Origin of the sequence: Cryobacterium sp. TMB3-10 (assembly GCF_004402305.1) — a bacterium.
Lineage (GTDB): Bacteria > Actinomycetota > Actinomycetes > Actinomycetales > Microbacteriaceae > Cryobacterium > Cryobacterium zongtaii.
Genome location: NZ_SOGH01000020.1, coordinates 596174 through 609097 on the forward strand (window position 1 = coordinate 596174; position 12924 = coordinate 609097).

The 12924-nt window shown below is 67.8% G+C and carries 9 protein-coding genes; 3 read left to right on the plus strand and 6 right to left on the minus strand.

What is annotated here, in order from left to right:
* Positions 1–59: 59 nt before the first annotated feature.
* Positions 60–2726, minus strand: a complete 2667-nt coding sequence (locus tag E3T22_RS10910) for an Rne/Rng family ribonuclease (RefSeq protein ID WP_134480180.1) — start codon at positions 2724–2726, stop codon at positions 60–62.
* Positions 2727–3004: 278 nt separating this feature from the next.
* Between E3T22_RS10910 and E3T22_RS10915 the strand changes: the two genes are divergently transcribed.
* Complete coding sequence (locus E3T22_RS10915; RefSeq protein ID WP_103431970.1) at positions 3005–3604, plus strand: vitamin K epoxide reductase family protein; 600 nt, start codon at positions 3005–3007, stop codon at positions 3602–3604.
* Positions 3605–3684: 80 nt separating this feature from the next.
* On the opposite strand, the gene ndk is transcribed toward E3T22_RS10915, so the two are convergent.
* From ndk to E3T22_RS10940, 5 genes are all read right to left on the minus strand, one after another.
* The gene (gene ndk, locus E3T22_RS10920; protein ID WP_088456374.1) at positions 3685–4104 is read right to left on the minus strand and encodes a nucleoside-diphosphate kinase; all 420 of its coding nucleotides are present in this window, start codon (positions 4102–4104) and stop codon (positions 3685–3687) included.
* Positions 4101–4457 (minus strand): DUF4233 domain-containing protein, encoded by a 357-nt coding sequence (locus tag E3T22_RS10925; RefSeq protein WP_103459903.1) that lies wholly within the window; start codon positions 4455–4457, stop codon positions 4101–4103. Before E3T22_RS10925 ends, ndk begins: the two co-directional genes overlap by 4 nt.
* Positions 4454–5824 (minus strand): folylpolyglutamate synthase/dihydrofolate synthase family protein, encoded by a 1371-nt coding sequence (locus E3T22_RS10930; protein ID WP_088456376.1) that lies wholly within the window; start codon positions 5822–5824, stop codon positions 4454–4456. Before E3T22_RS10930 ends, E3T22_RS10925 begins: the two co-directional genes overlap by 4 nt.
* On the minus strand, positions 5817–9245 hold the full coding sequence (gene ileS, locus E3T22_RS10935) for an isoleucine--tRNA ligase (protein ID WP_134480105.1): 3429 nt from the start codon (positions 9243–9245) through the stop codon (positions 5817–5819). Before ileS ends, E3T22_RS10930 begins: the two co-directional genes overlap by 8 nt.
* Positions 9246–9505: 260 nt before the next feature.
* Positions 9506–10129: a TetR/AcrR family transcriptional regulator gene (locus tag E3T22_RS10940; RefSeq protein ID WP_240632186.1), complete on the minus strand. Its 624-nt coding sequence runs from the start codon at positions 10127–10129 to the stop codon at positions 9506–9508.
* A gap of 124 nt (positions 10130–10253) precedes the next feature.
* Here E3T22_RS10940 and E3T22_RS10945 point away from each other — a divergent pair, with 124 nt between their 5' ends.
* Both E3T22_RS10945 and E3T22_RS10950 read left to right on the plus strand, forming a co-directional pair.
* Positions 10254–11936: an ABC transporter substrate-binding protein gene (locus tag E3T22_RS10945; RefSeq protein WP_174776233.1), complete on the plus strand. Its 1683-nt coding sequence runs from the start codon at positions 10254–10256 to the stop codon at positions 11934–11936.
* Entirely contained in the window at positions 11921–12910 is a 990-nt protein-coding gene (locus tag E3T22_RS10950; protein ID WP_240632187.1) for an ABC transporter permease, read from the plus strand. Before E3T22_RS10945 ends, E3T22_RS10950 begins: the two co-directional genes overlap by 16 nt.
* Positions 12911–12924 lie beyond the last annotated feature (14 nt).

Here is a 12924-nt window from a genome sequence, read left to right on the forward strand (position 1 = left end):
AACAGCGGTGCCGCCCGAATCGGGCGGCACCGCTGCAGGGCCGATGAGGCCGTCGACCGTTAGGCGTTGTCCTGCGTGGGAGCCACGATCGGCTGCACGGTGGCGGTCGGACCGCCGGCGGTGGTGACCCGACGGCTGCGCGAACGACCCTGGCCGGGCTGCTTGGGCTCCGGCAGGGCTTCAAGCACCGAATCGAGCAGCTGGTCGGTGACCTGCTTACTCACCGGACGGCGGCTGCGCGGTGACTTCTGCACGGGGATGTCGAGAATAGCGACACCGTCGGCCGAGTCGGCCGGCACGGCCTCCGGAGCCAGGAGAGGCGCCTGAACCGCCGGGGCGGCGGTGTCGGGCTCTGCGCCGAACGGGTCGGTGGACGCCCGGTCGGGCTGCACGGCGGGCGCACTGTCGGTCGACTGGCCGGTGCGGCCCCCCGAACGACTGCCCGAACGGTTGCCCCGGGAGTTCGAACGGGCCATGGGCGCGGTGTCGACGCTCTCGGCCGCGGTCGGGGCGTCGGCCTCAGCAGCCGGGGCGGCGGCCGGGGCAGCCGTCTCGGTCGGCGCGAGCACGGGGATCGAACCGGTCAGTGAGCGGCTGATGGTGCGCGCGGCGATCAGCGCGAGGGCGTGCTTGGCGTCCTCGGTGATTCCGTGCGTGCCATGGCCGGCCTTGGTGGAATCCGTCTGTACGGGCGCACCATGCGCCTGACCGGAATTCTGGTTGCCGTTGCCGCGCTGACCGGAGTTGCCGGCGTCGTGGCCGGAGCCGCCGTTGCCGTTGGACTTGCTGCGGGGGCGGCGCTCCTGAGTGGGCTGAGCGGTCTGGCGGTGCTTGACGACGGGGTCGTGGTGGATGACGATTCCACGTCCGGCGCAGGCCTCGCAGTTCTCGCTGAACGATTCGAGCAGGCCCAAGCCGAGCTTCTTGCGAGTCATCTGCACGAGCCCGAGCGAGGTGACCTCGGCCACCTGGTGCTTGGTGCGGTCGCGGCTGAGGCACTCGACCAGGCGACGGAGCACCAGGTCACGGTTGGACTCCAGGACCATGTCGATGAAGTCGACAACGATGATGCCGCCGATGTCGCGCAGGCGCAGCTGCCGAACGATCTCATCGGCTGCTTCGAGGTTGTTCTTGGTGACGGTCTCCTCGAGGTTTCCGCCGGATCCGACGAACTTGCCGGTGTTGACGTCGACGACGGTCATCGCCTCGGTGCGGTCGATCACGAGCGAACCGCCCGACGGCAGCCAGACCTTGCGGTCCAGTGCCTTTTCGATCTGCTCCGAGATGCGGTATTCGTCGAACGCGTCGCGCTCGCCCTCGTAGCGCTGGACGCGCTCGACGAGGTCGGGAGCCACCTGGCGCAGGTAGGACTCGATGACCTCCTGGGCGTCGTCGCCGGAGATGACCATCTTGTGGAAGTCCTCGTTGAAGACATCCCGCACGATCTTGATCAGCAGATCAGGCTCGCTGTGCAACAGGGCCGGACCGGACACCGTTTCAACCTGCTTGGCGATGGAGGCCCACTGCGCGGTGAGGCGGTTGACGTCGAGGGTGAGCTGTTCGTCGGTCGCGCCCTCGGCTGCGGTGCGCACGATGACACCCACGTTGTCCGGAAGGACCTCCTTGAGAATCTTCTTCAGCCTGGCGCGCTCAGTGTCGGGCAGCTTGCGGCTGATGCCGTTCATCGACCCATTGGGCACGTAGACGAGGTAGCGGCCGGGCAGCGACACCTGGCTGGTGAGCCGGGCGCCCTTGTGACCGATCGGGTCCTTGGTGACCTGCACCAGCACCTTGTCGCCGGGCTTGAGCGCCAGCTCGATACGGCGAGTCTGGCTCGCACCCGGGGAGTTCACCGCGGCGGCGTCCCAGTCGACCTCACCGGAGTAGAGCACGGCGTTGCGGCCGCGGCCGATGTCGACGAAGGCGGCTTCCATGCTCGGCAACACGTTCTGCACACGACCGAGGTAGACGTTGCCGATGAGCGACGCATCCTGGTTCTTGGCCACGTAGTGCTCGACGAGCACTCCGTCTTCGAGAACGCCGATCTGGATCTTGTTGTGCTTGGCCCGCACGACCATGGCGCGGTCGACCGACTCGCGGCGGGCGAGGAACTCGGCCTCCGTGATGACAGGGCGGCGGCGGCCGGCGTCGCGGCCGTCGCGGCGGCGCTGCTTCTTGGCCTCCAGGCGGGTGGAGCCCTTGATCCGCTGGGGCTCGGTGATCAGCTCGGGTTCGCGCGGAGTCCGCACCCGCACCACGGTGTTCGCGGGGTCGTCGCTGCGGCCTTCTTCACCGGTGCGACGGCGCGCGCGACGGCGCACCGTCGAGCCCTCTTCGGGGTCGTCATCCTCGTCGTCGAGCTGACGGCCGCCGGACCGGACCGGGGCCGGCAGAATCGCCGGGGCCTGGAAGATCAGGGACGTCGTCGGCCGGCGAACGACCTCGACGGTCTCGTCGAAGGGTGTCGGCAGGGCAGGGAATGCCACCGGCTGGTCCGCCGCGGCTGCCGCCTGGTCGGACGAGGCCTGGCCGAACGGCACCTGGTCGGAAGCCACTCGGTCGGCCGAAGCCGAGGGTGACTCCGGCGTCACGGCCGGGTCGTCCTGAGCGGGTACACGGGGCGTGTCACCGATCGGTTCGAGCTGCTTGGCCGGTGCCGCCTTCCTGGTTGTTTTGCGAGTGCCGAACAGGCCCTTGCGCTTCTTGTTGTCGTTGTCTTCCACCATCACTGGTGCGCTCCTTGACCGCTGTGGATGACCGCGCCACCCACTCGGTTACTCTCTCGTGCGTTGCTCTCGCTTGCGCGAAAACCCCGCGAATCCTATTGCGTGCCGCAACCGGCTCTTGGCTCTGGTTGCAAATACCTTTGGTCTAGGACCAATGAATCTGGGCGAATGCCGCCCATTAAGCCTTATGGCATCGGTTTGAGCGCGGCTCAAACGACTGTTTTGATTATCGCACGCATTCCCAGGGACGCGCACGCGACACATGACATAATCCGAATGTGCCATTCACCACGTCAAAAAAGCCTCCGATCGGTCTCGCCGTTTTCCTGATTCTCGCGGGGGCAATCGGTTTCGCGGCGGCATTCGCGCTCACCCTGGACAAGTTCACGATGCTGGAGGATCCCGCGGCGCAACTGTCCTGCAACTTCAGTGTCCTGGTGGGCTGCAGCACCAACCTCGGCTCCTGGCAGGGCGCGGTGTTCGGATTCCCGAACCCGTTGATCGGGGTGGCGGGCTGGAGCGTGGTGATCACCATCGGGGCGGCGATCCTTTCGGGCGCCCGCTTTGCCCGGTGGTTCTGGCTGGGCCTGAACCTGGGGGTCGCCGGTGCGCTCGCCTTCGTCATTTGGCTGATGGGCCAGAGCTTCTTCGTCCTCGACGTGCTGTGCCCGTGGTGCATGGTCACCTGGACGGTGACGATCCCGGTGTTCCTCGCCGTGACCCTGTACAACCTCAAGACCGGCATCATTCCGGGTTCGGCGCGGGTGCGGCGCCTCGCGGCCGGCGCCTATTCGTGGATCTTCGTCATCACGATCGCCTGCTACCTCGTCGCCGCGACGATCGCCCAACTCCAGATGGACTTCCTTCACCGCCTCTGAGGCTTCTCCAGCCCGCAAGACGTGAGAAAGGCCCCGAAAACTCGACGTTTTCGGGGCCTTTCTCGCGGTTCGGGAGGTGTTTAGGCGAACCAGAGGGCCAGCTCGCGGGCCGCGGACTCGGGCGAGTCCGAACCGTGCACGAGGTTCTGCTGAACCTTCAGGCCCCAGTCCCGGCCGAGGTCGCCACGGATGGTTCCCGGTGCGGCCGTGGTGGGGTCGGTGGTGCCGGCCAGGGCGCGGAAGCCCTCGATGACGCGGTCGCCGGCAACACGCAGGGCCAGGATCGATCCGCTTTCCATGAATTCGACGAGCGGTTCGAAGAACGGCTTGCCGGCGTGCTCGGCGTAGTGCTCGGCGAGGAGCGAGCGCTCGGCCTGCACGAGCTTGATGTCGACGAGGGAGTACCCCTTCGCCTCGATCCGGCGAAGGATCTCGCCGGAGAGGTTGCGCGCCACGCCGTCGGGCTTGACCAATACGAGTGTTTCCTGAACGTTCGTCATGAGTTCTCCTTGTTCTGTCTTTCGACGTTCTGTCTGTCGATCCGTGTGCCGGTGATCATGCAGTAGACCCACATGCCGGCGAAGAGTGCCCCGACGAAGAACATCGCCGGGTTGAGGAATCCGGTGGCGACGACGACGACCTGGACTGCCCAACCGATCAGGTAGGCCCAGTTGAACCGTAGCAACCCGAGGGTGGCGACCATGATCAGGCAGAGCAACGCTCCCCCGCCCAGGGTGACCCAGGCTGGCAGATCGCTCAGCCCGAAGATCACCAGGGTGGCCAGGAACACCACGATCAGCTCGAAGCCGAGCACGATCGAGGCGAGTGATCGTCGAACCGATCCGCTTCTCACGTGGTCATCCAGTCCCCCGCGTCGGCCAACGCGACGGCGTCACCGACGAGGGTGATCGACCCGGCGACGAGCACGGCGCGCTTGGGGGCGTCCTGGGCCCAGCCGCGAGCTGCGTCGAGGGCCTGGGCGAGGTCGCCGAACCTGAACGTGTCCGCGTCGCCGACGTGTTCAGCGACGAGGTCGGCGAGGTCGTCGACCGGGATCGCCCGCTCGGAGTGTGACTGGGTCACGTGGAAGCGGGCCACGGCGGGACGCAGGGCCTCGATGATGCCCGCGGCGTCCTTGTCGGCGAGGATGCCGACGACCACGACGATCTCGTCGAAGTCGAAATAGCTCTCCAGCGCCGCGGACAGGGCCAGGGCCCCGTGCGGGTTGTGCGCGGCGTCGACGAGCACTGTCGGCTCGATGCCGACCAGCTGCAGCCGTCCGGGCGAGGTCGCGGTGGCGAGTCCTTCCACCAGGATGTCTTCGACCAGGGCCTGGCTGCCCGCGCCGAGGAATGACTCGACGGCGGCGATGGCCACGGCGGCGTTCTGGGCCTGGTGGGTGCCGTAGAGCGGCAGGAACAGTTCGGAGTAGGTGCCGGCGATGCCGCGCACGGAGATGAGCTGGCCGCCGACGGCCACGTGGCTGGCGAGGAGGGCGAATTCGCTGCCCTCGCCCACCAGGGTCGACTCGGTGAGCTCGGCGGCCCGGGTCAGCTCGGTCATGGCCTCCGGCGGCTGCGCTGCGGTCACGACGGCCGCCGCGGGCTTGATGATGCCGGACTTGGTGCGCGCGATCTCGGCGATGGTGCTGCCGAGCCGCTTGGTGTGGTCCAGGGCAATCGGGGTGAACACGGCCACCTGGCCGTCGGCGACGTTGGTGGAGTCCCATTCGCCGCCCATGCCGACCTCGAGCACGACCACGTCGACCGGCGCATCCGCGAAGCAGGCGAAGGCCAGAACGGTGAGGGCCTCGAAGAAGGTGAGGGGTTCGTCACCGGCGGTGGCGAGTTCGGCGTCGACCATGAGCAGGTAGGGCTGGATGTCGGCCCAGTTCGCGGCCAGGGCCTCGTCGGTGATGGACTGCCCGTCGATCACGATGCGTTCGTTGAGTCGCACGAGGTGCGGGCTCACCAGCAGGCCGGTACGCAGGCCGTAGGCGCGCAGGATGCTCTCGATGATGCGGCTGGTGCTGGTCTTACCGTTCGTGCCGGTCACGTGGATGATCGGGTACGAGTTCTGCGGGTCGCCGAGCAGTTCGACCGCCCGGCGGGTCGCCTGCAGCCGCGGCTGCGGAGATCCCTCGCCCACCCTTTCGAGCAGTGCGGCGAGCACGGCGTCGCCGGCGTCACGGAATTCGTCGGGGTAGTAATCGTCAGACATTGATGGTTCCTTTGTCGCGGGCGACGGCAACGATGACCGGTCCGTGGTTCGCGTAGTGGTTGGCCTCGAAGCGCACGTAGTGCTCCACGATCGAGCCGGTCAGACCGGGCAGCCATTCGGACGGGGTGCCGGCGGCATCGGCCGGTGCCGAGTGCGTGCTGAACCGGATGGCCAAGGTTTCGCCGGCGACGTCGACGCCTGTCGCCAACGAGAAGGTGGCGGCGTCGGCCTCGTCGAAGAAGACCAGGTCCAGGCGGATGCGGTCACTGACCTCGAAACAGGCCGACTTGCGGGTGTCCTGCACGGCGCGGATGAGGTCGCGGGCCAGGCCCTCCGCCTCGAGTTCGGGCGTGGTGGTGGTTTCCAACAACACGAATCCGCCGCCGGCGAGCAGGGCGAGCGCCGAACTGTTCAGCACCGACTCGGCGTCCGCGGCCGTGGAGGCGGCCTGCAGTTCCAGTTCGTACTCCCCCTCGACCAGTTCGATGCCGCCGGCGGTGACGACACCGTCGGTTTCGGACCAGTCGCCGGTGCGGGCGGCCTTGATGACCTGCTGCACCTGCTTGCCCAGGCGCGGGCCGGCGGCGCGGGCGTTCACCGTGAGCTTGGAGGTGATGCCGTAGCTCTCAGCGCTGCCGGCCTCCTGCTCGACCAGGGTCACGGCCTTGACGTTCAGCTCGTCGCGCAGGATGCCCTCGAAGCCGGCCAGGGCGGCCGCGACGGTGGTGACCACGGTGAGGTTCGCCAGGGGAAGCCGCACCCTCAGGCCGGCCTTCTTGCGCAGCGACAGCACTGTGGAGCTGACCAGGCGCACCTGGTCCATGGCCGTGACCAGGCCGGGGTCGGCCGGGAACACCGTGGCGTCAGGCCAGTCGGTGAGGTGCACGCTGCGTCCGCCGGTCAGGCCCTGCCAGATGCGTTCGCTGATCAGCGGCAGCAGCGGCGCGGCTACGCGGGTCACGGTTTCGAGCACCGTGTACAGGGTGTCGAAGGCATCCGCACCGGTGCCGTCGGCGGTGACGCCTGCCCAGAACCTGTCGCGTGACCGGCGCACGTACCAGTTGGTCAGCACGTCCGCGAAGTCGCGCAGGCGCGAGGCGGCGAGGGTGCTGTCGAGGCGTTCGAGGTCGCCGGTGACGTCCTCGATGAGGTCGCGGGTCTTGGCCAGCAGATAGCGGTCGAGCACATCGGTGGAGTCGGTGCGCCAGGTGGCGGTGTAGTCGGTGGCGTTGGCGTAGAGCGAGAAGAAGTACCAGGTGCTCCACAACGGCAGCAGCATCTGGCGGGTGCCCTCGCGGATGCCCTCCTCGGTGACGATGAGGTTGCCGCCACGCAATACCGGGGAGCTCATCAGGAACCAGCGCATGGCGTCGGAGCCGTCGCGGTCGAAGACCTCGTTGACGTTGGGGTAGTTGCGCAGCGACTTGCTCATCTTCTGGCCGTCGTTGCCGAGCACGATGCCGTGGCTGACCACGTTCTTGAACGCGGGCCGGTCGAACAGGGCGGTCGAGAGCACGTGCAGCAGGTAGAACCAGCCGCGGGTCTGGCCGATATATTCCACGATGAAGTCGGCCGGGTTGTGGCTGTCGAACCACTCCCGGTTTTCGAACGGGTAATGCACCTGCGCGAACGGCATCGAGCCGGAGTCGAACCAGACGTCCAGGACATCCTCGATGCGTCGCATGGTGGACTGCCCGGTGGGGTCGTCGGGGTTGGGCCGGGTGAGCTGGTCGATGTAGGGGCGGTGCAGGTCGGTGGGGCGCACGCCGAAGTCCGCTTCGAGTTCATCGAGCGAACCGTAGACGTCGATGCGCGGGTAGGCGGGGTTGTCGCTCTTCCACACCGGGATCGGGGAGCCCCAGTACCGGTTGCGGCTGATCGACCAGTCCCGGGCGTTGCCGATCCACTTGCCGAACTGGCCGTCCTTGACGTTCTCCGGAACCCAGTTGACCTCTTGGTTGAGGTCGACCATACGATCGCGGAAGTCGGTGACCCTGACGAACCAGCTCGACACGGCCTTGTAGATCAGCGGATTGCGGCAGCGCCAGCAATGCGGGTAGGAGTGTTCGTAGCTGGCCTGGCGCAGCAGCCGGCCCTGCGACTTGATCAGCTGGGTGAGCGGCTTGTTGGCGTCGCTCCAGAGCTGACCGGCGACCTCGGTGACGGCGGGCAGGAATTTTCCGCCGTCGTCCAGCGAGAGGATGACCGGGATGCCGTAGGCCTGGCAGACCGTCTGGTCCTCCTCGCCGTAAGCGGGAGCCTGGTGCACGATGCCGGTGCCGTCGGAGGTGGTGACGTAGTCGGCGACCACGAAGCGCCAGGCGTTCTGGGTGCCCCACTCGCTCTCGTCGGCGTAATAGTCGAACAGACGGTCGTAGGAGACGCCTTCGAGGTCGCGGCCGGTGACGGTGCGGCTGATGGCGGCCGTCGCGTCGGCGGCGCTCTCGTAGCCGAGGTCCTTGGCGTAGCTGCCGACCAGGTCGATGGCCAGCAGGTACTCGGCGCCGAGCACCTCGGTGGCGGGATCGGGTGCGCCGGCCTGCTCGCGCAGCACCTCGGCATCCGGCGTGCCGTTGGGGCCGGCGGGAACGACGGCGTAGACGATTTCGGGGCCGACGGCCAGGGCGAGGTTGGTCGGCAGGGTCCAGGGGGTGGTGGTCCAGGCAAGGGCCCGAACGGCGGTGAGGCCGAGGGTCTCGGCCTTGGCGCCGACCAGGGGGAAGGTGACCGTGACCGTCTGGTCCTGGCGCATTTTGTAGACGTCATCGTCCATGCGCAGTTCGTGGTTGGACAGCGGGGTCTGGTCCCGCCAGCAGTACGGCAGCACCCGGTAGCCCTCGTAGGCGAGGCCCTTGGTGTGCAGTTCCTTGAACGCCCAGATCACCGACTCCATGAAGGTGATGTCGAGGGTCTTGTAGTCGTTTTCGAAGTCGACCCAGCGGGCCTGGCGGGTGACGTACTTCTCCCAGTCCTTGGTGTATTCGAGCACCGATTCGCGGGCGACGGCGTTGAACGCGGCCAGGCCCATCTCTTCGATCTGGCTCTTGTCGGTGATGCCGAGCTTCCGCTCGGCCTCCAGCTCGGCGGGCAAACCGTGGGTGTCCCAGCCGAACCGGCGGTGCACCTGCTTGCCGCGCATGGTCTGGAAGCGCGGGAACAGGTCCTTGGCGTACCCGGTGAGCAGGTGGCCGTAGTGCGGCAGGCCGTTGGCGAAGGGCGGGCCGTCATAGAAGACCCACTCCGGCGCTCCCTCGCGGTTGTCGATGGAGGCCTGGAAGGTGCCGTCCTTCTCCCAGAAGTCCAGCACCTCGCCTTCGATCTGCGGAAAGTTCGGTGAGGGAACGACGGCTGCGTCCAAGCGGGCCGGGTCGGCGTCGGGGAGGCCGAACGCGTTGTCTGTGGGCTGCTGCGGGTACGTCATGCTTCTCCTGGACGAGGCGGTGTTGAGTCGCTGGCCTATTCCACGAGGACGCTCGCCCCGACAGGACGTTGCGCGGTACCACCTCGCTTGCCGTTCCTGGAAGTAGCGAACGACCGCTCAAACTAAGGCTGTGACGGGCCCGACCCGTTCGGCTCTACTTGTCGAGAACGTGCCGGGGCACGAACACGACGTTCTTCCGAAGACTCCCCGGTGATAGCCGGATCTGCGTCTGTGAATCACTATCGATCAATACTATCTTGTCAGGAATCCTGGACCCGGTCGAGAACCGGGTGGAATCCCGCGCAGACCGGCGAGATCGCCACGTCAACGTACCCGGCCAGCTCCCCGCGGCCCACGCCGGCGGCGGCCCACTCCCTGGCGGCCGCGACCGCCGCCGCCACCACCGCGCTCGAGAACGCCCGTCCGGCGAGATCGGCCAGGGCGGCCTGCCCCGGTCTGGCGCCGACGAACTCGTGCACGAGACCCACCTGCACGAGAAATCTGGCCAGCGCGGATGCTTCCAGCTCACTGCTCGTCGCCATCAACTCATACTGGGTGAGCGCCCAGGGCACCCGGCCGGGCCCGAACCCCGCGGCCACCCGCAGCAGAGCCTGTCGCACCGATTCGGTGACCGGGGCGGCCCTGTCGCAATCGGCGAGGGAGGCGGGCAGAACGTCCAGGCCCGCATCGACATCCACCCAGAGCAGATCGCTCTTGGCCGAGAAGTAATTGAAGAAGGTGTTGCGGCTCACCCCGGCCCGCCGGGCGATATCTCCGATCGTGGTACCGGCGTAGGTCTGCTCCAGGAACAGCTCCGCCGCGGCTTCTTCGAGCATGGCCCGGGACGACGCCTGGGGTCGACCGGGGGCACGGGAATCGGACACGGCTCTCCTGTGTTCTACGATGAGACTCAACACATCTTTTTTTGGACTGAGTCCAATAATGCCACAGCAGGCTTCCCCCGTATTTCCCCTGAACCGCACCGCTTTCGTGAAAAGAGACCGCCGCATGCCCCGTCCGGGAATCATTCCTTCGCGCTCCACCACCCTCGCCGCCCTGGCCGGTGCGGCCGCCCTCGGCCTCGCCCTGACCGGCTGCACGAGCGCCGCGTCCTCCGGAGGCGGCGACGAGCCCACCAGCGGTGGAACCCTGACCTACGCGTCCGGTGACGCCGAGCCCACCTGCCTGGACCCCCACGTCGGCGGCAACTACCCGCAGGCCCTGGTCAGCTCCCAGTTCCTGGAATCCTTGGTCTCCCTCGACGCCGACGGCGCCATCATCCCGTGGCTGGCCGACAGCTGGACAGTGAGCCCCGACGGCCTCTCCTGGGAGTTCACGCTGAAAGACGGCGTGACCTTCACCGACGGCACCCCGCTGGACGCCGCCGCGGTGCAGGCCAACATCGCGCACCTGCAGGACCCGGAGACCGGTTCATCGACCGGATACCTGGCCCTGGCGAAGGTCACCGGTACCGAAGCGGTCTCGGATTCCGTGGTGCGGCTTACCCTGGCCCAGCCAGACAGTGCCCTGCTCGAGTCGCTCGCCCAGCCGTGGCTGGCCATCGAATCCCCCACCGCGCTCATGCGCAGCCAGGACGAGAACTGCGCCGCACCGGTGGGCACCGGACCATTCATCGTCGACTCCTGGGTGAAGCAGAACGCCATCACCCTGGTGCGGAACGAGGACTACAGCTCTCCCCCGGCCGATGCCGAGCACGACGGGCCGGCGTACCTGGAAGAAATCGTCTGGCGCTTCATCCCGGACTCGGCCTCCAGGTACGCCGCCCTGCAGGCCGGCGAGGTCGATGTGATCGACAACGCCCAGCCCGACACCATCAGCCAGGCGGAGGCCAGCGACACCATCGTTCACCTCGACGCGCCGCGCCCCGGCGCCTCCAATCGCATCGAACTGAACTCCGGCAAGGCACCGTTCAACGACGCCGCGGTGCGTGAGGCGTTCATCCGCTCGGCCAACGTCGACGACGCCGTTGCGTCGTTGTTCCAGGGCAGCGCCGAACGGTCCACCTCCGCACTGTCCAGCGTCGAACCGCTCGGGGTGTCCAGGCCGGATCTGTTCGATTACGACCCTGACGCCGCCGCCGAGCTTCTCGACGGTGCCGGCTGGGCGGAGAAGGACTCCGACGGCTACCGGGTCAAGGACGGAGTGCGACTCACCGTGGTCTTCCCGGTCAGCACCAACCAGTCCATCCCCGCCGAACAGTCGCTGTTCGAGCAGATTCAGGCGACGGCCAAGGAGACCGGGTTCGACGTTCAGCTGACCAAGCTGGACCTCTCCAGCTGGTACACCGCCCTGGGCAGCAACGCGTACGACGCCGTCAGCGCGCCGTACACCAAGATCGGCCCCGACGTGCTGCGAATCCTGTTCCACTCCGACGGCATCACCCCCGCGCCCAGCGGCTACTTCGCCAACCACGCCCAGGTGAACGATCCCGAACTGGACTCGCTCCTCACCGAGGCGAACCAGGTCTCGACAGGCTCGACCAACGGTGGTGACGCCGACCAGCGCGCCGCGCTGTACGAGGACGCTCAGGACCTGATCCTGGAGGGCTTCTACATCCTGCCGCTCTACGACCAGCAGAATCACTTCCTGCTCGGCACGGCGGTCGAGGGCGCTCGCGCGCTGCCGACGGTGTCGACGCCGGCGTTCTACGACGCGTGGCTGAACCGCTGACGACAGCCGCCCGGCGGGGCGCACGGCCTCGGCTCCGAGGTCTCGCCCGGCGACTCGCGGGCGCGGTCTTCGTGCTGTGGGCCGTCGCCACCGTCACGTTTTTCGCCGTGCGACTGATCCCGGGCGACCCTGCCGAGGCGATCCTCGGCGGTCCGGGCTCACAGACCTCACTGGAGGCGCTCGCGGCGGTGCGCGCCGAGTACGGGCTCGACCAGCCGCTGCTGGTGCAATATCTGCAGCAGCTGGGCCGCCTGGCCACCGGCGACCTCGGCCGGTCCTATGCGCTCAACATGGATGTCGGCCCGCTCGTGCTCAGCCAGCTCGGCGGCACCCTGGTCCTGGCCGTTCTCTCGCTCGCGGTCGCCTGGCTGATCGCCCTCGTCCTGGCCACGTGGTCCACCGGGCGCGGCCGCCTCGCGGCCCGGATCGGCACCGGCCTCGAGATCGTCGCTGCGGCTCTGCCGCACTTCTGGCTGGCCACCACGCTCATCGTGGTCTTCAGCGTCTGGTGGGGGGTGCTGCCGCCGATCAGCACCGCGGATGCCCGCGGCCTGGTCCTGCCCGTCGTCACCCTGGCCATCCCCCTGGCCGGTTTCCTCGGCCAGGTCATGCGGGAGAGCCTGAACACCGCCCTGGAATCACCGTTTGTGCTCTCGGCCAGGGCCAGGGGGGAAAGCGACCGCGGGGTGCTCTGGCGGCACGCCCTGCGGCACGCCGCACTGCCCGCGATCAGCCTGTCCGGCTGGGCGTTCGGCTCCCTGATCAGCGGCGCCGTGGTGGTCGAGACGATCTTCGCCAGGCCCGGCCTCGGCCGCACCCTGCTCAACGCCGTCACCGTGCGCGACGTTCCGGTGGTGGTCGGCGTGGTGATGGTGGTCGCTCTGGCCTACATCCTGATGACCATCGTCACCGACCTCGCGTCCGGCCTGGCCGACCCACGACCCACCGAAATCGGGAACGGAGCGCTCTCGTGAGCGAACTGGAGATT

What these genes read in the sequence shown, in the direction of transcription:
- E3T22_RS10910 (WP_134480180.1), bottom strand. Translation starts at nt 2,726, where the DNA reads ATGGTGGAAGACAACGACAACAAGAAGCGCAAGGGCCTGTTCGGCACT.
- ndk (WP_088456374.1), bottom strand. Translation starts at nt 4,104, where the DNA reads ATGACGAACGTTCAGGAAACACTCGTATTGGTCAAGCCCGACGGCGTG.
- E3T22_RS10930 (WP_088456376.1), bottom strand. Translation starts at nt 5,824, where the DNA reads ATGTCTGACGATTACTACCCCGACGAATTCCGTGACGCCGGCGACGCC.
- ileS (WP_134480105.1), bottom strand. Translation starts at nt 9,245, where the DNA reads ATGACGTACCCGCAGCAGCCCACAGACAACGCGTTCGGCCTCCCCGAC.
- E3T22_RS10945 (WP_174776233.1), top strand. Translation starts at nt 10,254, where the DNA reads ATGCCCCGTCCGGGAATCATTCCTTCGCGCTCCACCACCCTCGCCGCC.